General features: G+C 69.0%; 20 protein-coding genes. 11 read left to right on the plus strand and 9 right to left on the minus strand.

The window, feature by feature from the left end; translation table 11 throughout:
- Nucleotides 1–90 precede the first annotated feature (90 nt).
- Nucleotides 91–651 (minus strand): cysteine hydrolase family protein, encoded by a 561-nt coding sequence (locus ACWCPY_RS23360; RefSeq protein ID WP_451267880.1) that lies wholly within the window; start codon nt 649–651, stop codon nt 91–93.
- Nucleotides 652–1,249: 598 nt separating this feature from the next.
- Nucleotides 1,250–1,927, minus strand: coding sequence for a GAP family protein (locus ACWCPY_RS23365; protein WP_451267882.1), 678 nt, complete (start codon nt 1,925–1,927; stop codon nt 1,250–1,252).
- 748 nt (nt 1,928–2,675) lie between these two features.
- Here ACWCPY_RS23365 and ACWCPY_RS23370 point away from each other — a divergent pair.
- From ACWCPY_RS23370 to ACWCPY_RS23395, 6 genes are all read left to right on the plus strand, one after another.
- On the plus strand, nt 2,676–3,266 hold the full coding sequence (locus ACWCPY_RS23370) for a hypothetical protein (protein ID WP_451267884.1): 591 nt from the start codon (nt 2,676–2,678) through the stop codon (nt 3,264–3,266).
- Between the two features lie 153 nt (nt 3,267–3,419).
- On the plus strand, nt 3,420–4,772 hold the full coding sequence (locus ACWCPY_RS23375) for a Dyp-type peroxidase (RefSeq protein ID WP_451267886.1): 1,353 nt from the start codon (nt 3,420–3,422) through the stop codon (nt 4,770–4,772).
- 55 nt (nt 4,773–4,827) lie between these two features.
- Nucleotides 4,828–5,952 carry a catalase family protein gene (locus tag ACWCPY_RS23380; RefSeq protein ID WP_451267888.1) on the plus strand — a complete coding sequence of 375 codons (1,125 nt, stop codon included), beginning with the start codon at nt 4,828–4,830 and terminating at the stop codon, nt 5,950–5,952.
- A gap of 269 nt (nt 5,953–6,221) precedes the next feature.
- Entirely contained in the window at nt 6,222–6,611 is a 390-nt protein-coding gene (locus ACWCPY_RS23385) for a hypothetical protein (RefSeq protein ID WP_451267890.1), read from the plus strand.
- The gene (locus ACWCPY_RS23390) at nt 6,608–7,186 is read left to right on the plus strand and encodes a TetR/AcrR family transcriptional regulator (RefSeq protein ID WP_451267892.1); all 579 of its coding nucleotides are present in this window, start codon (nt 6,608–6,610) and stop codon (nt 7,184–7,186) included. The genes ACWCPY_RS23385 and ACWCPY_RS23390 overlap by 4 nt, the downstream gene beginning before the upstream one ends.
- Before the next feature lie 250 nt (nt 7,187–7,436).
- Nucleotides 7,437–9,836, plus strand: a complete 2,400-nt coding sequence (locus tag ACWCPY_RS23395) for a SpoIIE family protein phosphatase (protein WP_451267894.1) — start codon at nt 7,437–7,439, stop codon at nt 9,834–9,836.
- 140 nt (nt 9,837–9,976) lie between these two features.
- Here ACWCPY_RS23395 and ACWCPY_RS23400 read toward each other — a convergent pair whose 3' ends face one another.
- Nucleotides 9,977–10,501: a VOC family protein gene (locus tag ACWCPY_RS23400; RefSeq protein WP_451267896.1), complete on the minus strand. Its 525-nt coding sequence runs from the start codon at nt 10,499–10,501 to the stop codon at nt 9,977–9,979.
- Between the two features lie 344 nt (nt 10,502–10,845).
- Here ACWCPY_RS23400 and ACWCPY_RS23405 point away from each other — a divergent pair, with 344 nt between their 5' ends.
- Nucleotides 10,846–11,238 carry a VOC family protein gene (locus tag ACWCPY_RS23405; protein ID WP_451267898.1) on the plus strand — a complete coding sequence of 131 codons (393 nt, stop codon included), beginning with the start codon at nt 10,846–10,848 and terminating at the stop codon, nt 11,236–11,238.
- 527 nt (nt 11,239–11,765) lie between these two features.
- Here the strand turns inward: ACWCPY_RS23405 and ACWCPY_RS23410 are convergent.
- Complete coding sequence (locus tag ACWCPY_RS23410) at nt 11,766–12,374, minus strand: TetR/AcrR family transcriptional regulator (protein WP_451267900.1); 609 nt, start codon at nt 12,372–12,374, stop codon at nt 11,766–11,768.
- A 46-nt stretch (nt 12,375–12,420) separates the two neighbouring features.
- Between ACWCPY_RS23410 and ACWCPY_RS23415 the strand changes: the two genes are divergently transcribed.
- Complete coding sequence (locus tag ACWCPY_RS23415; protein ID WP_451267902.1) at nt 12,421–12,885, plus strand: SRPBCC family protein; 465 nt, start codon at nt 12,421–12,423, stop codon at nt 12,883–12,885.
- Between the two features lie 156 nt (nt 12,886–13,041).
- Here ACWCPY_RS23415 and ACWCPY_RS23420 read toward each other — a convergent pair whose 3' ends face one another.
- The gene (locus tag ACWCPY_RS23420) at nt 13,042–13,278 is read right to left on the minus strand and encodes a hypothetical protein (protein ID WP_451267904.1); all 237 of its coding nucleotides are present in this window, start codon (nt 13,276–13,278) and stop codon (nt 13,042–13,044) included.
- Between the two features lie 437 nt (nt 13,279–13,715).
- On the opposite strand from ACWCPY_RS23420, the gene ACWCPY_RS23425 reads away from it, so the two are divergent.
- Nucleotides 13,716–15,224: an FAD-dependent monooxygenase gene (locus ACWCPY_RS23425; protein WP_451267906.1), complete on the plus strand. Its 1,509-nt coding sequence runs from the start codon at nt 13,716–13,718 to the stop codon at nt 15,222–15,224.
- A gap of 26 nt (nt 15,225–15,250) precedes the next feature.
- On the opposite strand, the gene ACWCPY_RS23430 is transcribed toward ACWCPY_RS23425, so the two are convergent.
- Nucleotides 15,251–15,922, minus strand: coding sequence for a ScbR family autoregulator-binding transcription factor (locus ACWCPY_RS23430; RefSeq protein WP_451267908.1), 672 nt, complete (start codon nt 15,920–15,922; stop codon nt 15,251–15,253).
- 127 nt (nt 15,923–16,049) lie between these two features.
- Between ACWCPY_RS23430 and ACWCPY_RS23435 the strand changes: the two genes are divergently transcribed.
- Nucleotides 16,050–16,901, plus strand: coding sequence for an SDR family oxidoreductase (locus ACWCPY_RS23435; RefSeq protein ID WP_451267909.1), 852 nt, complete (start codon nt 16,050–16,052; stop codon nt 16,899–16,901).
- Between the two features lie 82 nt (nt 16,902–16,983).
- On the opposite strand, the gene ACWCPY_RS23440 is transcribed toward ACWCPY_RS23435, so the two are convergent.
- On the minus strand, nt 16,984–17,874 hold the full coding sequence (locus ACWCPY_RS23440; protein ID WP_451267911.1) for a ScbA/BarX family gamma-butyrolactone biosynthesis protein: 891 nt from the start codon (nt 17,872–17,874) through the stop codon (nt 16,984–16,986).
- A 374-nt stretch (nt 17,875–18,248) separates the two neighbouring features.
- Between ACWCPY_RS23440 and ACWCPY_RS23445 the strand changes: the two genes are divergently transcribed.
- The gene (locus ACWCPY_RS23445) at nt 18,249–18,887 is read left to right on the plus strand and encodes a ScbR family autoregulator-binding transcription factor (protein WP_451267913.1); all 639 of its coding nucleotides are present in this window, start codon (nt 18,249–18,251) and stop codon (nt 18,885–18,887) included.
- 235 nt (nt 18,888–19,122) lie between these two features.
- Here ACWCPY_RS23445 and ACWCPY_RS23450 read toward each other — a convergent pair whose 3' ends face one another.
- On the minus strand, nt 19,123–19,356 hold the full coding sequence (locus tag ACWCPY_RS23450; RefSeq protein WP_451267915.1) for a hypothetical protein: 234 nt from the start codon (nt 19,354–19,356) through the stop codon (nt 19,123–19,125).
- A 116-nt stretch (nt 19,357–19,472) separates the two neighbouring features.
- On the minus strand, nt 19,473–20,114 hold the full coding sequence (locus ACWCPY_RS23455; RefSeq protein WP_451267917.1) for a DUF6000 family protein: 642 nt from the start codon (nt 20,112–20,114) through the stop codon (nt 19,473–19,475).
- Nucleotides 20,115–20,139: the final 25 nt, after the last annotated feature.

Genomic DNA, 20,139 nt, shown 5'->3' on the forward strand with positions numbered 1-20,139 from the left:
TCCTATTGAACTCGGAGAACGACGCCGAGGTCCTCGACAGGAACGAAGTCCCGGTGCCCCGAGCTCGACAGAGGGCGGCGAGGGCGTTCGCTAACGGGACGCGGTGGCATCGACCCAGTCGTCGACGGTGAGGACATCCGCCCATTGCGGGAACAGGCTCTCGGTGAGGAACCGGTGAACCTCGGCGTCGGTGTCCAGGCAGGCGTCGGCGAGGACGGTGAGGCCGAAGTCCAGGTCGTTGGCCTGGCACAGGGTGTGCAGCACCACGGCGCTGGTGGCGATGCCGGTGAGGACGAGGCTGTCGATGCCCTGCGCCCTGAGCACCACGTCGAGGTCACTGCCCGAGAACGCGCTCGCCCGTCTCTTGGTGACCACCACCTCGCCCGGCCGGGGCGCGACATCGGGATGGATTTCGGTGCCGGGGTCGCCCTCGACATGAAGCCCTGCTCGTGCGACGGCGGTGAGTGCCCTGTTACGCGGCCCGACTTCCGGAAAGCCCGGGCGCAATGCGATGACCACGTAGATGACGGGAATGTCTGCCGCGCGGGCACCATCGATCGCCCTGCGCAGGCGCGGCAGGTATCCGGAGCCGTCGTCGGCGATGTCCACGACGGCTCGCTGGACGTCCATCACGAGAAGGGCGCTGCTCATACGGTCTCCAGGAACGACATCGGTTCGGGCCTGTAGGGGCCGAGTTCGTCATGCTCGGGTGGTGCGCGGCCGCCGGTACCGTGGCAGTGTGCCCGCCGGGGACGAGTTTCGCCAGCCCGGCCCGTCAGGGCGATGCGGTCCCGTGCGTCCGGGGCGCCGTTGATCGCGCACGCGGGGGATGGCGACCCCGGGCGCGCGTTTTCAGGTGGCCCTGACCGGTTCCCGCTGGTCCGCTTCACCGGGGTGCGGGTCGGCGGATCCGGCCGACCGGTGTGGTGCCAGTTCCTGTGCGGGGCAAGGGACTTCGCCGCTTCCCTCGATGCCGTCCGGGTCCCCACTCCACCCGGAGGCCATCGACTTCGAGCGGGAGGAGATGGGCTGCCGCGACGGGCCGGCGGCCGCGGTCACCTGATCCGGGCGGAACCGGCAGTCGCGTCCGTCGAGCCGGACCATCCCGAGTACCTCGGTGCCACCCACGGCATGCTGGGCGGTGCCGCGGTGGGCCCCTGCGTCGCGGACGCCGTCCGGAACACCTCGGTACGCGGATGCAGGTACCCCCCCCGAGCAGGTCGTGGCCGTCGTCCGCCGAATCATCCGGTCAGGAGGTGAGAATGGAGATGCCGTCTCCCAGCAGTTTCAGCCCGAGAACGAAGAACAGGACTGCCATGACGGCGACATTGTGCTGGGCCGCCCAGTCCTTCCAACTGCCGAGCGTCGCTTTCGCTCGCTCCCCTCCGAGCAGGAAGACCCCCAGGGGGGCCAGCAGGCCGAGGGTGGCGATCAGCACGAAGACGGCCAGCGATGCGATCTGCTGCCCGACCGGCAGTCCTGCTGAGCCGATCGTGGCGCCCGCGGCGATGGTCAGCGGGGCGTTCTTGGCGTTGAGCGCGGCCAGGGCCGTTCCGAGCCCGAAGACTTTGACCGGCGTGAGGCGGTCGATCGCGCCCATCCACTTCGGCAGCCGGGCCTGCGAGGGATCCGTGGGGCGCCGGTGCCACTGCCGGGCGCCGAAGAGGACGAGGAGCACGCCCAGAGCAAGCTTGAGAGCTCCTACCCAGACGGCCGGATGGCTGTGGGCGGAGGTGCCCGCGGGGGAGGCGATCGCCAGCATCACCGCGCCCAGTGCCGACAGCCCCAGGATCCAGCCGACGGAGAAGAGCAGTCCGTTGAGACGTCCCCGAGGCGTGGCCAGGACAAGGATGATCGCGATGATCGGGAGCGGGCTGATCGCGACGCCGGCCGCGAAACCCAGCACGTCACCGAGAACCGTGCCCATGATCGCCTCCAGGTGGGGTCAGGGGGGTGACCGAGTCGCGCAAGGCCTGGCGGGAGCGCATGACCCGACCGTCCGCACACGCAGCCACGGAGTTGTCGTGGACGCCTCCGAGACGTGGTGCAAGGCCCCGGAACCGGGCCGCCACCGCTCCGGAGAGTGGCCTTCGGCGGTCGGTCCCGTCCGCAGCGCGGCCCCATGCTCCGGACCCCTGAGTGTTTCGCCGCTCATTCCCGCTCACGGGGCAGCCGGAACGGCGCCGCGGGGTACTCGGCCGGCTCCGTGGCTGCCCCTTCCCGGCCGAGCGGAAGGAGTTGCTGCAGAACGCGACGACGGATTCCTCAGGTCCCCATTCCATGTTCCTGCGCCCATGCGGATCTGTCCTCAGGAGCTTGTCGAAGCGCGAGGCCCTTGGCCTGCTCGTTTCCACGGTGGTGTCCCAACGGGCTCGACAGCAGGCCGATGCCCGGGAACGCCCTCCCTGCACCGTGACGGACGGCGGGCGAGGCGCACCCCGGACGGTATGTGCAGGCACGGACCGTAGTCGGTCGGTATCAGGCGATGCCGGACCGATGGGGCCGGACCTGCGGTGCCGGAGCCCCGCAACCTACCGCCCCCGGGAATTCCCCTCGCCCCGGGCCCCGGGTGCGAGGCGACGCGTGTGCGGTCAGGATGAAGAGGTGAGGGCGACGGCGCCCCATGCCCGGCGCCTGGTGCCCCTCGCACCGACCCGTGGGCAGGAGAATCTCCGATGACTGCGACGACGGGTGCAGCCCAGTCGGCTCAGCCCGGGCGCCCGGGCAGGAAAGACGGGGTCTGCAGTGAGTTCACCGTCTTCACCAGGATCAAGGCGGGTCACGCCGATGCGCTGCGTGAGGACCTTGCCGCGCTCGCCGGGGCGACGGCTGACGAGGAAGCCCGTGCGGCACTGCACCAGATCGGCACCCTGCACGACGCACGGCACGTGATCTTCGACAACGACACCCGGTTCATGTTCGCCAGCGTCTTCGACGGCTCCTGGGACACCTACATCGACGACTTCGCCAAGACCGTGGTCGGGGCACGCTTCGACAAGGTCTTCTCGCACACCGAAGGGTTCCCCGGAGTATCCGATCCCGGGGTGAAGGACTGGTTCGTCTCCCAGCAGGAGCCCGCAGGAGTCTTCGTCAGCTCGTACCCCGACCTGACCGTTCAGCAGATCTGGAAGGACCAGCGCGTGGACGAGGCGTTCCAGGAGGTACTGGACACCCCCGAGTTCCGTGCGGCGCTGGACAACCCGGCGAACGCCGAGTTGCTGGCCACGCCGGCCTTCCAGAAGCTGATGGAGGAAGCCGCGGCCTAGGCCGCGGCCGGCGGATCGGGGCCGGACCGGCCCCGGAACCCGGGCACAGCCGACCCCTGTGGCCGGCACATCACCGTTGGACCCGCGTCGACGCCCGTCGGTCGGCCGCTGTGGAGCTGTTCGGACAGAGACGATGCGGAGGCAGAAGTAAACATGAACACGGCGGACAGCAGCAGCGCAGTCGGCGTGGGCGTCGAGATCGACGATGTCCAGAGCGGGGCACTGCGCCCACGGCCGGTTCCGTACGAGGGAAAGTTCATCTTCCTGCGCGTCGACGACCGCCACGCCGGACGCGCCCTGCTGCGGCGGCTGCTCCCGTCGACCTCGGGCGGCCTGCCCGGCGTGGACCGGAACCAGGATGCCTGGGTGGCTGTGGCGTTCACTTACCAGGGACTGAGAGCCCTGGGGGTGCCGCAGGACTCGCTGGACAGCTTTCCGCAGGCGTTCCGTGAGGGCATGGCCGCCCGGGCGGAGCTGATCGGTGACGTGGGCGAGAGCGCTCCGGCCCACTGGGAGGCACCGTTCGGAACGGGCGACGTCCACATTGCCCTGAGCGCCCTGTCCTCCGATGCCGCACACCTGGACAAGGAACTGGAACGGGCCCGCGTCGCCTACCAGGGCACCCCCGGTGTCCAGGTGATCTGGCAGCAGGACGTCCACCAGCTCCCGACGGGACGTACCACCTTCGGATTCCGCGACGGCATCAGCCACCCGAATATCGAAGGCGTGGGGCTGCCCGGCTCCAATCCGCAGGAAGCCCCCATCAAGGCCGGTGAGTTCATCCTCGGCTACCCCGATGAGACCGGCAGTCTGCCGCCCATGCCCAGCCCTGAGGCGCTGGGGCGCAACGGAACCTACGCTGCCGTACGCAAGATCCACACCAACGTGGCGGCCTGGCGCCGGTACCTGCGCGCGAACACCTCCAGCGCCCAGGAGGAGGCGCTTCTGGCGGCAAAGATGGTCGGACGCTGGCCCAGTGGAGCGCCGCTGACCCTGGCCCCGGAACACGATGACCCGGAGCTGGCGGCCGATCCGCACCGCGTCAACGACTTCCTGTACCGGGAGAGCGACGACCGAGGATTCCGGTGCCCCGCCGGCGCGCACATCCGCCGCACCAACCCCCGCGATGCCACCATCATCGGCGACGCACGGATGCACCGCCTCATCCGCCGCGGTACCACCTACGGCCCACCGCTGCCCGACGGTGTGCTGGAGGACGACGGAGCCGACCGGGGCCTGGTCGGAGTCTTCATCGGAGCCCATCTGGAGCGACAGTTCGAGTTCATCAAGGCCGAGTGGGTCAACGACGGCAACTTCATCGGACACCCCGGCGAGAAGGACCCGGTAGCAGGGCACCACGGCGGAACCGGCAGCTTCACCATCCCGGACAAGCCGATCCGGCGCCGCCTGCAGAACCTGCCCGGCTTCGTGGTCACCCGCGGCGGCGAGTACTGCTTCGTGCCCGGGCTGCGCGCCCTGCGCTGGCTCGCCGAACTGGAGGACTGACGGCGCCTTCCCACGCCCGAGGCCCCACCACGGCCCTTGAGGAGAGGTCGAAGTCATGGCAGCGCATTTCGTCCGCTACACGCCGGACATCGAAGACGACGACCCGCACTTCGACCAGAGTCTGCAGACGGTGATCGAAAAGACCGAGAGCTACATCACCGAGTCGGTCGAGGCCGGTGGCACCGGCCACGCCCTGCGCGATGCCCACGCCAAGGGCTACGGCCTGGTCCGAGGGGAAGTGGAGATCCTGAGCGGACTTCCCCGTGAGTACGCCCAAGGCATCTACGCGACTGCGGGAACCCACGACGCGCTCATCCGCTTCTCCAACGGCTCGCCCCACGCCGGAGCCGACGCACGACTGGGCGCCGCCACCGGACTGGCACTGAAGATCTTCGACGTCCCCGGCCCGACCCTGCTGGAGGACGAGCCGGACACGGGCACATTCGACTACGCCAACATCAACGCACCGATCTTCTTCTGCAACACGGTCGAGCACTACCTGTTCATTCAGGAACTGTTCCTGAACGCGCCGGCGTACTTCTCCCAGGGCCGACCGGGCGCACATCGCTTCTTCACCGAGTTCGTGACCGGAAAGGGAACGCTGGACCAGGACAACTGGGCATGGGACGAGTTCCTGGCCTTCCTGCGCCTGTCCAGGACCCCTCCGGCGAACCTGCTGCTGTCGAGCTACTGGACGATGGGCGCGGTCCGGCACGGAGATTACATCGCCAAGGTGCGCATCACCCCCGACCCGGCCTCCGCCGCCGCGGTGGTCCGGCGCGCCATCGACCCGACCTCCGCGCAGGAGGTCTTCCGGCCGGCTCTCCAAGCCGAACTGCAGGAGCGGCCCTACGCCTTCGACATCCAGATCCAGCTCTGCACCGACCTGGAACGCATGCCGGTGGAGGACACCACCGTGGAGTGGCCCGAGCAACTCTCGCCACCCGTCACCGTGGCGAAGCTGCGGCTGCCGCAGCAGGACATCTCCGGCCCGCAGAACCTGGAGGAGATGGACTCACTGTCCTTCACTCCATGGCGGGTCACCGCCGAGCACGCGCCCCTGGGCAACATCATGCGGGCCCGCAAGGAGGTCTACCGGCGCTCCTCCATCGCGCGCCACAAGCTCAACCGGCAACAGCGCGAAGAGCCCGGCAGCGCCGACGAGGTGCTTGGCGCCTGACCGGGCAGAGTGGGGAGCCGGCCGAGGCGGGGCTCTCACCGGCGCCGACGAACACATCGACCGGCGATACGGACGTTTCGAATCCTGATCCATGAGAGGGACCTGCGGCCGAGCACGTTTCCGTGCCTACGAGCCGGTCCTGCCGTCCTGCCCCGCCCACGAGCGAATCCTCCCTCCTCCGCTCCTCCCCCTCGAAGTTGATTTGGACGACCGTCCAGGTCTATCGTCCAAACGGACGGCCGATTCCGGCCCGGTATTCGGAGGGCGTAATGAATCAACCCCTGCTGGCAACGGTGACGGCGGCACTCCTGGTCTGGGAAGCGCTCCTGCTGATTCCCATGGTCCCGGGGAAGCTGATCGACACGCGGGACTTCTCCCCGCTTCCCCGGTGGCAGTTCAACACCTTCAACGTGTATCTGACCTCGCTCGGGCTCGCCAGCTTCGTGGTGGCCGGGTTCGCCATGACGAACCATCACTGGGCGTTCGTGGCGGCGCTGGTACTGAGCCTCGGCTACATCGCGGTCTTCGCGGCCGACCTCGGTGCGGTCTTCCCCGTCGTGCCCGACCGTCTGCCGGTACAGTTGCTTGTCCTCGAAGCGATCGCACTGGCCTCGGCCGGCGTGAACGTGGTGATCTCGATCCAGGGAATGCGACTGTGAACAGCGAGCCCACGAAACCCTCACGCCGCACGGACACACGCGAAAAGATCATCGAGGCCGCTGCCTCACTCATTCCCGAGTTGGGCTGGGGCGATGTGAGCAGCCGACGCGTCGCGGAGCGCGCGGGCGTGAACACCGGCGTGATCCACTACCACGTGGAGAGCATCGGCGAACTCCGGCGCATCGCCGCCGTGCGGAAGATCCGGACGTTCTTCCTGGACCGGGCCGGCGAAGCCCTGGCGCAGGCGGACCCGGCCGCGGCCGTCGAAACCATGCTCCGTGCGCTGTCGGCCAACGACCCGCGCGACCCGGAACTGCTGCTGCTGTACGAGTCCCTCGTCGCAGCGAGCCGCGACGACCAACTGCGTGCCGAGATCGCCGCCTCGCTGGCCGAGTTCCGGCAGTGGTTGTGCGACTGGTTCGCCGCCCGGGGAGTCGCGCAGCCGCTCGTCGTCGCGGTCACCCTCACAGCGGCGCTCGACGGCTACCTGCTCCAGCGTTCGCTCGACCCGTCCATCGACCCCGGCCCCCTCATCGACGGCATGGTCGGCCTGGTCCGGCAACACCTCGCATAGATCGGGGGCGGACCTGAGGGCCGCCGCCCCTGCGAGCGGCGCTCGGCCATCGGGCCGAGCCGTTTCACGCGCTCGACAGTGATTCCGGACGGCTTCACGTACGGCGGCGGTGTCGTCGGTCATCGATGTGTCTTTGCCGTCCGGGAGTCGCAACGAGTGTTTTTGGCTCCCGATGGCGGAACAGCGCGCGCCGGAACTGTTCACGATGTACTTACCTTGAGGTATTTCCGTAGAGGCAAAGGACAGCGGGATGGGCGCATCCACTGATGACGCTTGGGGCCGGTCGTTCTCGTTCGACGACATCGCGACTGCGGTGCTCGACGATCAGGGCGTCGTACTGCGCTGGTCCCGGGCGGCAGCGGACCTGCTGGGGTACACGGCCGAGGAAGCCTGCGGCTCCCCGGTGCGGAACCTTCTCGCCGGCCTCTCCCACAGGCGGTGCCAGGACAGCCCCCAACGGTCCGGGATCCCGTCGGCGGGCCGCGCGGTGCTCCGCAGCTCCTCCGGTGACCAGGTCGAGGTCGCATTTCGCGTGGTGCGGCTGGAAGGCTCGTCGCAGAGCCTTGTCCTGGCCCTCCCGTCCCAGCACCTGGACATGTGGAACCAGAACACCGCCCTCGCGCGGGCACTGTTCGCCCAGAACCAGATCGAGATCGGCATCCGCGGCCTGGACCTGGGCACAGTGCGCACCAATGCCGCCGTCCCCGGGCCGTCCGGCGGTTCCGCCGCGCTCGTGGGCGGACTCCTGGGGGAGGCGCTGTCCCCCCAGGACGCGGAGGAGGTCGAATCGGTGCTGCGCCGGGTCCTGGACACGGGCGTGCCGCTGATCGCGTGGGAGCAGCGGGTGGCGCCTCCGCAGATTCCCGCCCGGCAGTGGTCCCTGTCCGCCTTCCGGCTGGAGGACGGTCAGGGGCAACCGACGGGTGTCGCCACCATGCTCATGCCCTCCGCTGCCCAGCAGCGGGACCTCCACCTGGATCTGCTCCACGAGGCATCCGAGCGGATCGGTACTTCTCTGAACGTCCTGCGCACCTCCCAGGATCTGGCCGAAGTCCTCGTCCCGGCTCTCGGCGACATGGCCTGGGTGGAACTCGCGGAAGCCGTGTTCCAGGGCGACGAGCCCCCCAAGCTGGTCGGCGCCGGACTCTGGCACCTGCGCCGCGCCGTAGTGGTCTCGGCCACCGGATCCGTCCCCAGCGAACTCCTCCAACCGGGCAAGTCGGTTCCCCCGCTGCCCGACCCACCCGTGCTGCGGAGGCTTCGGTGCGGAGAGACCGTTCTCGCCTCCGTACAGGAGGCGAGCGAGCAATTGGGACCTGAACTGGCTCCCCTGTTCGTCCCCGAGCACGGTCACTCGGTCCTCTACGCTCCTCTGTTCGCCCGTGGCCTGTTGCTCGGTGCCGTCGTGGTCTGGCGGACCGACCGGCCCGAACCCTTCGTCGAGGAGGACCGGAAACTCCTGGCGGAGATCGCCTCCCGCGCCGCGACGAGCGTGGACAACGCCCGCCGGTACACCCGCGAGCACCGTGCCTCCGTGGCACTGCAACGGCGCCTGCTGCCCCGTACGGACAGCGACATCCCTGCGGTCGAGGCAGCGGGCAGCTATGTGCCCGCCGGAGGCGGGGCCGACATCGGCGGTGACTGGTTCGACGTGATCCCGCTGCCGTCGTTCCGCGTTGCACTTGTTGTGGGGGACGTCGTCGGACACGGTCTGCACGCCGCGGCGACCATGGGGCGGTTGCGTACGGCGGTGCAGACCCTCGCGGACCTCGAACTGGAGCCCGACGAGCTGCTCACCCACGTCGATGACCTGGTCCAGCAACTCGCCGAGGAAGGCGGCCCCGCCCAGCCGAGTGTCATGGGCGCGACCTGCCTGTACGCGCTGTACGACCCGGTCAGCCGCCAGTGCGCGCTGGCCAGTGCCGGTCATCCGCCACCCGTTCTGGTCCACCCCGACGGCACGGCCCACCTGATCGAGATCGCGCCCGGCCCACCCCTCGGGGTGGGCGGCATGCCGTTCGAGGTCACGAACCTCCGACTGGAGCCGGGCAGCATCCTCGCCCTGTACACGGACGGGCTCGTCACCCTCGACGGGCAGGACATCGAAGACGGGATGTCGCAGCTGGTCGACAGTCTGGAAACGCTATGTGCCGGCGACGGGACTCCGTCCCTGGACGGAGTCGGCCGGTCCCTGCTCTCCCGGGCAACCGAGGTGCCGTCCCGGGACGACGTGGCCCTGCTGCTCGCACGAACCAGGGCGCTGCCGGACGACTGGACCGCCGCCTGGCGGTTTCCCGCCGACCCGGCCATCGTGGCCGAGGCCCGGGAAGCCGCCACAGGGCAACTGGCCGCCTGGGGCCTGGACCACCTGGCATTCACCACGGAACTCATCGTCAGCGAACTCGTCACCAACGCCATCCGCTACGCAGGCGGCCCGATCGTCCTACGGCTCATCCGCGGCAACGTGCTGATCTGCGAGGTGTCCGATCCCAGCAACACCCAGCCGCGGCTGTGCCGGGCCCGCTGGACCGATGAGGGAGGACGCGGCCTGTACCTCGTGGCTCAGCTCACCACCCGCTGGGGCAGTCGCTACGGCCAGCGGGGCAAGACGATCTGGAGCGAGCAACCCCTCGCCCCGGCCGTGGAGTAGCCTGCGCGACGCATACGCGGACGCGAGGCTTCTCCGTACTCGGCCTGAACGACGTGGAGTTCGTACACACGGAGCCGGTGCCGTCCGCCGGGGTGCCGATGATCCTCCGGAACCGGCCGTCCGCTTCGAGGACGTGCCGCTCAGCGGGCCGAGCGCTGCGGGGCACTCGCCACCCCTGTCTCCCGGCCGCTGAGCGCCGCGTCCAGAGTCTCCTGGGCCATGGACATCGCCTCGGCGTACTTCGGTTCGGACATGCGCTGCCAGGCAACGTCCGGTGCGACGTCCTCGACCCGGCTCATCACCCACCAAATGTTGCCGAACGGGTCCCGCACCCTGCCGCCGCGATCCCCCCACGCACTGTCGGCAGTCTCGGTGATCACTTGCGCCCCGTGCGCAACAGCAGCTGCCATGGCGGCGTCGGCGTCCGGGACGTAGACCCGCAACAGCGAGGGCATCACCGGCCAGTCGGGCCGTCGGTCGAAGGCCAGCACGACCGTGTCCCCGACTCGGATCTCGCCGTGGCCGATGGTGCCGTCCTCGACCGGCACCCGCGCAATCTCTTCACCACCCAACGCGAGAGTGATGAAGTCGAGCAGCGCGCCGGTGTCATCGGTGACCACCCACGGCGCGACGCTGGTGTAGCCCTCGGGTGCAGTGTGACTCATCGGTGTAGGCCCTTCCTGTCCTGTGGTTCTGCGCGATGCGACGACACTGGGGCTCGTCTAGGACAGTTCTCGTCCTGGAGGAAGCATGCGCAGCCGCTCTTTCATTCGAACCTCGCGCCGAGGGTGCAGACAGCTCACTGTCCTTTCGGCCACCGTCCGGAGCTGCGGCCGGAAAACACCGGTAGCTCCCAGGAGGACGAGCGGAGGGCGGTACGCACCGTGCCGAATGCCGACACCGGATGCCACGCGGAGCACGGATACCGTGGCGAAGCCGACCGCACCGATGAGCAGGAAACGCCGGTATCCGACCCGGTTCGGGGATCCTGGCCAGTAGGTTGGTACGCATGTTCGCTCTGCATCCGCGCGTACTCGCCGGGGACTACCCGGCCGTCTTCGCGTTCTACGCGGCCGTACTGCCCGAGCTGACGGGATATGTGCTCGCGCGCGGTGACGCGGCGTCCGGGTACGCCAGTTGGGACGCCCCCGAGGGGTCGACCGCGTTCGCCGTGATCCGGCGGGAAGTGTTCGTCGGCGAGGTTCCGTCGGCTCCTGCCGCGGGCGGTGCGACCCTCGTGGTGACCGTTGCGGACGCGGCGGCGCTGGACGCGGCGGTCGCGCTGTGCCGGCGGCATGGCGGGGTCCTGGTGGTGCCGGCCCGGGAGCTGCCGGGTTGGGGGCTACGGGCGGCACACCTGCGTGACCCGGACGGGAATCTCCTGGAGATCCAGACGTACTGAGCGCCGCCCACCGGTGGCTCTCCACACGGGTGCCGGGGCCGGCCCGGCACGTACGGAACGTGCCCCGCTCCGTGCCCTTGCCCACGCTGCCGCGTACGGCGCGACCGAGTCCGCTCCGGCAGTACTGTCGCAGAGCTGGAGACGGCTGAATACAGACGCCGTGGCGTCCGCTTCAGCATCGTTGCCCCGGCCCGGCCCACACCTGGGGCGCGGCCCGCGAGCTGTTCGACGCGATCACCGAAACCACGGCGATGGAGCGCGCAGTCGAGCCTGCCGAGACAGCCCAGACAGTCGCTTCTCCGAATGACTGTGGCAGCTTCGCCGGGCCAGGTGCCGGCCCAGGCGGTTCCGAGGCTGCCCGACGGGCCGGGCAGGCGGTACGAGCCCGAGTTCGGTGGTGCTCCGGACGCTTCGGATGTGCCCCGGAGAGCCTGCGGAGCAGGTCGAGGCGTACATCGACCCCAGCGACCGCTGTTCGAACGGTGGTCGTCCTCCGGCCCGGCCACTCTGCCCGACCGGCGACTCCGTCACTTCGAGCCGTAGTACAGCCGGAGGAACTCCTCCATCGCCGCGTCGACACCGGCGTGGTCACCGGTGGCGAGCAGGTCGAGCAGCAGACCGCGGACGGTGGCGAGTCCCAGCCTGGCGCGGTTCCGGGCCGCGGCAGGGGCCGCACCTGCGGCGACCTCGGCGGCCATGAGTGGCTCCAGCCAGTCGTTCACGAGCCCTTCGAGGAACACGGCGACCTCGGGGCGGCCCCGCAGCGCCTGCCCGCAGATCTCGAAGAAGAGCCGCTCCTGACCGGCCAGCCGAGGGTCCGTCAGATGTCGCCAGAGAAGCCTCGCAGCATCGGAGGGCGAGAGACCGGGTTCCAGGCGGAGCCGGGACAGCAGATCACGCTGGCGCTGCTCCGAGGCCCGGACGATCTCGACGAGCAGTTGTTCCTTGGAGCCGAAATAGTGGATCAGCATGCGGTGACTGACGCCGATCGCGGCGCCCAGACCGCGCAGGCTCAGGTCCGCGAAACCATGTGCCGTGACGTGGTCGACGGCCGCGTTCACCAGTTGAGAACGCCGGTCTCCGCCGGAACCGGGCGCGGTCCTGCCGTCAGGATGCGAGTCTTCCGTACTCACCACGTCATGAGTGTACCAATCGGTACATGCTCTGTGTACCGTGTGGTACATGAAGTCTGTCACCGTGTCGATCGACGTACCGCAGACGCCCGAGCAGGTCTACGACTTCCTCGATGTCATGGCTCACCATGAGCGATTCACCGACCACTACCTGACCGACTGGCGCTACAGCGGCCCCGACCGCGGCATCGGATCGTGCGCCACGGTCACGGCCGCGCTGGGCGGCGCGAAGTCCGACGTCACCATCGAGGTCGTCAAGGCCGATCCGCCGCGGCGCATTGTCGAGCGGAACGTCAGTGCGGCCGGCCGACGCCTGGCCCACGGCACCTACAGCATCGAACCGCTGCGGACCGGCGGAACCCACCTGTCGTTCACGTACGCCTGGGCACGCGCCCCGCTCGCCGACCGCCTGCTGGCGCCCGTCGTCCGGGCCACGATGCGGCGCGCCAACCGTACGGTCATGCGGCGCCTGGCCACGGAGTTGGTCCGACACGTGTCCACCGCCGGATCCTGACGTCGGCACACTTCGGTTCCTCTGCCCGGCACAGGGCGCGAGACCCTGGGGATTCCTGCCCGCGCCCGATCGCCACCCGCTACGAGAAGACAGCGACCATCCGTCTGGCCGGTCTCCACATCGCTGGCATGCTCCTCCGGTCCGCCCAGTGATCCGTCAGCTCAAGTGATGCTGTGCCCAATCGGAGACGTCGCTCAGCCGGACGGCGGCCCTGGCGGGGTCACCGGTTCGGATGGGCTGATCCACCTCGAAGTCGTGACCAGTCAGGTCGCTTTCGTCCTCGACGATGCGAGCGATGCGATAGGCCAGTTCCATCACCTCCAACGCCGCCGGACCCGAGTGGCGGTAAGCGACCTCGATCTGGGCTGTGTCCCCGCAGTGGTCGAGCTGCACGCGTCCCGGCGGACCAACCGTCTCAAGGGTCAGGCTGTACAGGTACTCCTCGGACCCCGCCTCCACATCGACACGACCCCGGCACCGACGATTTGTTGTCCGTGGTGGGCGACGTCGGCCACGAAAGCCGTCCCGGCACCATCGACAGCCGTCTCATCCGGCTGATCCGACTTCTCGACGGTCGGATGGCCGAGATGAGGACCCACCGAGTCCACGGAGCCTGACGAGGAGACGGCGGAGCCAGGTCCGACGGACCCGATGGTGCGCCGGCCCACCACGATCGGCTTCGCCGAGTTCGGCCCGGCGACCGGCTGGATGACCGCGCCCACCGTGCTGGGCGCGTACCTCTGGGCAGATGGCCCTGGCGGATGGATCGGAAACAGTCCGTCCGGTATATTTCCTTCGGCTGATGGTCCTAAGCCAGGGGAGGCGTCGCTGTGCAGGGGGAGAGCCCGATACGGGTACAGGTCGTGGTGGTCGGTGGGGGGCCGGTCGGCATGCTGCTTGCCGCCGAACTGGCCGGGTACGGAGTCGACACCGTGCTCCTGGAAGCACGGGCCGATGTGTCCGAGCAGCCCAAGGCGACCACGCTGCACGCCCGGGCGGTGCAGACCCTGGCACGTCGCGGTCACCTGCCGGGGCAGGGGTACCCGTACACCGAAGGCGCGTCGGAGAGCCCGTTCCACTTCGCGGGCCTGCCCGGACTGACCATCACTGCTCCCGCACGTGAACCCGAGCCGATCCTCAAGTGCCCCCAGGCGGAGCTGGAGCGGCACTTCGAGGCGCGGGCACGGGCGGCCGGGGCCCGGATCCTGCGCGAGCACCAGGTGCTTGAGATCGTTCAGAAGGGCGACGGGGTACGGGTCGTGGCCGAGGGGCCGCAGGGGGCCACGGTCTGCTTCGCCGAGTACGTGGTAGGGGCGGACGGGGCCCGCAGCACGGTCCGTGACCAGGTGGGCATTGCCTCCGAAACCCACCCGGCGACGGTGTCCGCGCTCATGGGGGCCGTCACGCTCGCGCGGCCGGACGAGCTTCCCAAGGGCTGGCACCGCACCGAGCGCGGCTGGATCGTGGCCAAGCTCGATGCGGAGGGCAGGACGCACATCCGCACCCTGAACTGCGACGGTGCGCACCCGGACCGGCAACTGCCGCCCACCTTGGAGGAGTTGCGCCACGAGGTGTCCTGGATCGCCGGCCGCGAGATCGCGATGGACGGGCCGCGCTGGCTCAGCAGGTTCAGCGACTTCGCGCGGCTGGCCCGAGCCTTCCGCGCGGGGCGGGTCTTCCTGGTGGGTGACGCGGCACACGTCCACTTCCCGATCGGGGGGCAGGGCCTCAGCACCGGTGTGCTCGATGCCCTGAACCTGGGCTGGAAGCTCGCGCTGACAGTGCACGGATCGGCGGACGCGGGTCTGCTCGACACCTACGACCTCGAGCGCCGTCCCGTCGCCCGGCGGGTCATCGACCAGACGCAGGCCCAGCTCGCGCTGATGCGTCCCGGTCCTGAACTCGACGCGCTGCGCGGCGTGTTCACCGGAGTTCTGTCAGCAGGCAGTGAACACGGGTATCTCGCCGGTCTGATCAGCGCACAGGACACGGTGCTCCCGGACCGGATCGGTGGGCCCTCCGGCGGGGCGACGGGAACGTTTCTGCGCAATGCGGTGCTCAGCACGGCGGACGGCGAGACGGATGTGATCGGGCTGTTGTGCGAGGGCAGGCCGCTGCTGCTGCTTATCGGCGAGGAGGGCGACCGCCACCGGGAGGCGGCCCGGGGGTGGGAGGGGATCCTGAACGTGGTCCGCGCCCGGCCCACCGCCGAGGTGCCGTACGACGCGCTGCTGGTGCGGCCCGACGGCTACATCGCCTGGGTGTCGGGCGGCCATGACCTGAGGGAGGCACTGTCGGCGTACTTCGTCGAGGGCGCTGTGCCTGCGGGGCACTCTTGACACTGCCCCGCAGACACGAGCGGCGCTCAGCCGGCCGATTCGACGAGGTCCCGCATCTCGGCCGCCCTCAGTGCCTCTTCGTAGACCGCGGCTCCCCGGCCCTCGGAGAGGTCGAGCGAGGCGAGCACGGAGGGCACCACCGCGCTGGGCAGCACGTGACGCGTCAGTGCGGAGACCCGGCGGACCAGGTCGCGATACTCGCAGACGGCCTGCGACATGGACTGGATGCCGGCGAAGGAGCCCACGATGACATCGGCCGTCTCCGACGGCGAGATGTGGGGCAGCAACTCCCCCTGAGCCTGCGCTTTTTGGAGCAGGTCGAGGCCGACCTCGGCCCAGCGAAGGAACGGGCCGCTGCGGTCGAGGCTCTGCGCCAGCTGGTCCATGGTCAGCCGCACGCCGGCGCGGACCATGGGGTCGGTCTGCAGCTGGTGGGCCTGGAGCATCACGACGTCCACGATCTCCTGAACCTTGGAGGCGCGGGAAGGGACGATGATCCGCTGGTCCTGCTCGGCGAGAACGCCCTGAGCCAGGTCTTCCTTGGAGTGGAAGTGAAAATACAGGGCGCCCTTGGTGACGCCTGCCTCGGTGAGGATCTGGGAGATCGTGGCCGCTTGGTACCCGTGTTCCTCGAAGATCTTGGCCGCTGCCGAAAGAATCGTCTGACGGGTACGGATGGCTCGTAGCTGCTCAGCCACTCTGCCTCCTCCCTCCTCAGGGTGGTGAACGTCGGGACGTCGGTAAAGAAACCGTCCAGTTCGTATCTTACAGGCCGCGTCCTCGTCCGTACCGGCCGGGGAATTGTCGGACAAGAGAGGTGAATCCATGATTCTTGTCACCGGTGCCACGGGGACCATCGGGCGGGAAGTGGTTCGAAGGATCCCGTCTGACCTGGAAGTTCGCATCATGGCCAGGGATCCGGGGAGGGTCACGGGAGCGGGTGCGGCGGCCGAGATCGTCCATGGAGATTTCTTGGATCCGGCCTCGCTGGAGGGTGTTCTGCGTGGGGTTCGCACCGTTTTTCTGGTGACCAACCCCGGCGGGGACGACGACGCGGGCTTCATCCGGGCCGCCGGGGCGGCGGGGGTGCGGCGGGTGGTGAAGCTGTCCGCCGCGGCCGTCGCGGACAGCCGGGCCGAGGATCTGATCACCCGGTGGCAGCGCCGCAACGAGGACCTGCTGCGTGACTCCGGGATGGAGTGGACCCTGCTGCGGCCCCGCGCGTTCATGTCCAACACGCTCTCCTGGGCGGGATCCATCCGCTCGAACGACGTCGTACGGGCCCTGTACGGGGCGTCGGCCAACGCCTGCGTCGATCCGCGTGACGTGGCGGAGGTGGCGGTACGCGCCCTCACCGAGAACGGCCATGAGGGCAGGGTCCACACGCTGACCGGGCCGGAGGCGATTTCCGCGGCCGAGCAGACGGCCCAGCTCGCCGAACTGCTGCACCGTCCCCTCCGTTTCGAGGAACTGGGCCTGGAGCAGGCGCGTGCCGCGCTGGGCGCGCGCTATCCGGCGGACATCGTGGAGGCGCTGCTGGAGAGCGCGGAGCGCGGCCGTGAGGGCGCGAAGGCGGGGGTGGACGGCACGGTCGCCGGTCTGCTCGGCCGGCCGGCCCGGACCTTCCGTGGGTGGGCGGGCGATCATCTGAGCGTCTTCGGGGACGCGGATCGTTGAGGGTGCGCCGGTGAAGGCGGAAGACGGCGGCTGCCCGGCGGACAGCCGCCGTTCGGCATGGCTGAGTCGCTGTTCGCCACGGTCAGATCCCGTGCGACCCGGCGGTCACCGTGGAGTTGAACACCAGCGAGCCGCCTTGGTGGGCAGTCACCAGCACGCTCCGTTCACCTTCGGAGGAGGTGCCGGGCAGCGGGGACGCCTCGATCATGCACGGGGAGTCCAGCTCGACGTACCGCTTGAACTCATTCGCGATGGCGAGCGGTAGATAGGAGGGCCGGCCGAGGGCTGCCGCGGTGGCCTGGCGGGCGGCTTCGACCAGCACCATGCCCGGCACATGGTCGACCGCATGCTCGAAGAGCACGGGGTGGCGAGTGTCGGGCAGCAACTGCCATCGATTCTGCTCGTTCGTGGGGGAGAGCACGACGTCCATGGGGGAGGTGCGCCCCACGCTTTGCGGGGCCGCAGGGCTGATCAGTGGCAGCTGGTCCCGGTTGCCGCCGGGAATGTGCTCGCCGCGAACCCGCCGGTAGACCGCGGGTGCCATGCAGGAGAAGGATCCGCCACCGGTCGCTACGATGTTCCCGTCGCGGTGGAAGACCGCCTCGAAGCGCAGCCCCGACAGGTTCCTGCCCCGCCGGTTGATCTCCGTGCAGTGGACGTCGATGCTGAGGGAAGCGGGCCCGCACCCCACCCGCAGGTGCTGTGGACGTACGGCGAGGTCGAGGTCCCAGACGAGGAACTGGTGGCCGAAGGGGACACCGAACTCCGCGTGCCCCAGGAGTATGCCGATCTGGCGGACCGTCTCGCAGCCTATGAGCGGGTCGTGGTAGCCGTCCGCGACCGGGGTGAAGAAGCTGTGGCCGCGCGGCCATTCGGCGGACATGACGAAGTGGGTGTCGTCGACGCGGTTCCAGTCGGTGAGCATGACCTCTGCGACGGTGGACCGGTGTACGAGTTCTTTGGGAACGGTCATAGTCAGAGTGTTGGGGTAGAAGCCGCCGGGCTTGGTGGTGGAAGCCTTAGTTCCTCTTGTCATTTCTCTGTCGAACGTTGTTTGTTCGACCTGGAACGTGCTCGCAGGCATTGCTCCCCCTGGGCCGGTGTGAAAGGTGTGTTCAGGGCTGTTTCTTGGCCTGAAAATACATACCAACCGGTTTAATTTCTAGTACTACTGACTCCTTGTCGTCCCGAAAATAGCGGAGTCGTTCATTTCGAACCGCCTGCCCCTGAGGGAAGGCGCGGGTCGGTCCCGGGTCTGGTGGGCGAGTAGAGAGTTTTTTCGAAAACCGCACGGGCGGTTTGTTATAGTCGGTGTCTGCCCGTCGGTAGGCGCGGCAATCTCTGCCAGTGACGGAGCAGTTGATGGTCAAACAGGAACGTGCGGCGCGTACGCGTGACACCCTGATCCGTTCTGCGGCCGAGGTCTTCGACCGTGACGGCTTCTCGGCGGCGTCGCTCACCGCGATCAGTTCGCGGGCAGGGGTGAGCAACGGGGCGCTGCACTTTCACTTCGCAAGCAAGGCCGCCCTGGTGGACGTTGTCGAGGAGGAGGCGCTCACCAGGCTGCTGGCCGTCACGAACAGTGCGATGCCACTCGGGACCAGCCATGTGCAGCTCCTCGTCGATGTCACCCATGCACTCGCCGACGCACTGCGCGACGATGTGGTGCTGCGGGTCGGCTTCGCGTTGAGTGGCAAGGCCTCCCGCCAGTGCCGGTTGGATCTGCGCGATCGCTGGCGGTGCTGGGCCGAGGAGACCCTGAAGCAGGCCGAGTTCGCAGGTGAACTGCGACGGGGGGCTTTTGGGGTCCAGGACGTGGTGACCGCCGTGGTGGCCGCGACCGTCGGGTTCGAGGTGCTCGGGGTGCGGGACTCGGCTTGGCTCTCGACGTCGACGGTGGCGCGGTTCTGGCGGCTGCTGCTGCCGACGCTGGTGCCGGCGGCGCAACTCGCCGGAATCGAGGCCGGGGGAACCCGGCGCCCGTAGGCGATGGGGCGACGGAGCCCCGTCCTTCGCGCAGAGGTGACGCTCCGCTGCATCGGTGTACGCGGCGCCAGTGCCGCGTATAGCGGACGGATCCCGGGGCCTGTCGCTCTGCGGGGACCGGCATGCGGGGGCCGGGCTCCGTACGAGGTGTCAGTACCTCCGACTGTCCTTGGGCTGCCGGTCGGTGCTACCGATGCGTCACGGGGTTCCTGCGAAGACCGCCGTCCGCGCATGGTCAGACGCCGTTGTCCAAGGGTCCCAGGTCCGTCGACCGCAGGAGGAAGAGCTCGTCGTGCAGAGCGAAGGCCACCTGGCTCCGGCCGAGCAGCATGCTTTTGCTCATCACAGTGCGCTTCTCGTCTTCCGGCGCGAACAGCTCACTCATGTGGAGGTCGGCGTCGACAGCGAGCAGGCGGCCGTCCCGCCAGAACACCGCGCGGCGCCACAGGACTTCTCCGGCGATGTCCACGGCGGTGGACAGGTTCTTTCCGTCGTAGCTGGTGACGAAGCCGGCCCGTCGGCATCCGGTGCCGCCAGGCCCCGGACCTGGCCGGGCATCGGCACGCGCCGCGGTTCGGTCATGGCTCAGCCCCCTTCCTGTGGCGCCGGTCCGGAGCCTCCGGTGGCCGCGTCTTCGACAGCAAGAGCGCACAGTTCGTCGATGAACCGGCTTGGCGGCGAGGGCCTGTACTGGGCCTCGCTCCACTGGTGCCAGAGGCCGCCGGAAGCCAGGAAACGGGCGGCGTATTCGCTTCCGCTACGACTGTCGATGTGGAGGAGCGCGCTGATGGCCCAGTGCTGGTCGTACTGGCAGTCAGGCCGTCGGAGGTAGCGGTCCAGGTATGCCGTCAGGTGCTGGGCGTCCTCAGCCGCGCCGAAGTGCGCGAGGGCAAAGCAGTAGCCCTGGCCGGCGAAGCAGAGTCGGCTGTCCAGGAGCAGGTCGCCGAGGACGTCGCGGAAGTGCTCGCGGTGGTCGAAGCCGATGAGCCAGGCGGCCGTGAGCCGGGAGCGCCATTCGCTCTCCAGCAGGATCTCGAGTTCTTCGTCGGTGATCTCCCGGGCGGCAGTACTCAGGGACCGGAGAAAGGGGGTGCGCTCACTCACGTCGTCGCGCGCGAAGTTGCCGTGCAGCAGGTGCAGATAACGCCCGACACCCTGCGTCGCCGGTTTGACGTAGCGGTCGATGACGTGGAGAAGCTCGGGGGCGGAGGCACGAGGAAGGCGCATGAAGGCATCCTCACGCGATCAGCCG

The organism is Streptomyces sp. NPDC002403, assembly GCF_053593015.1.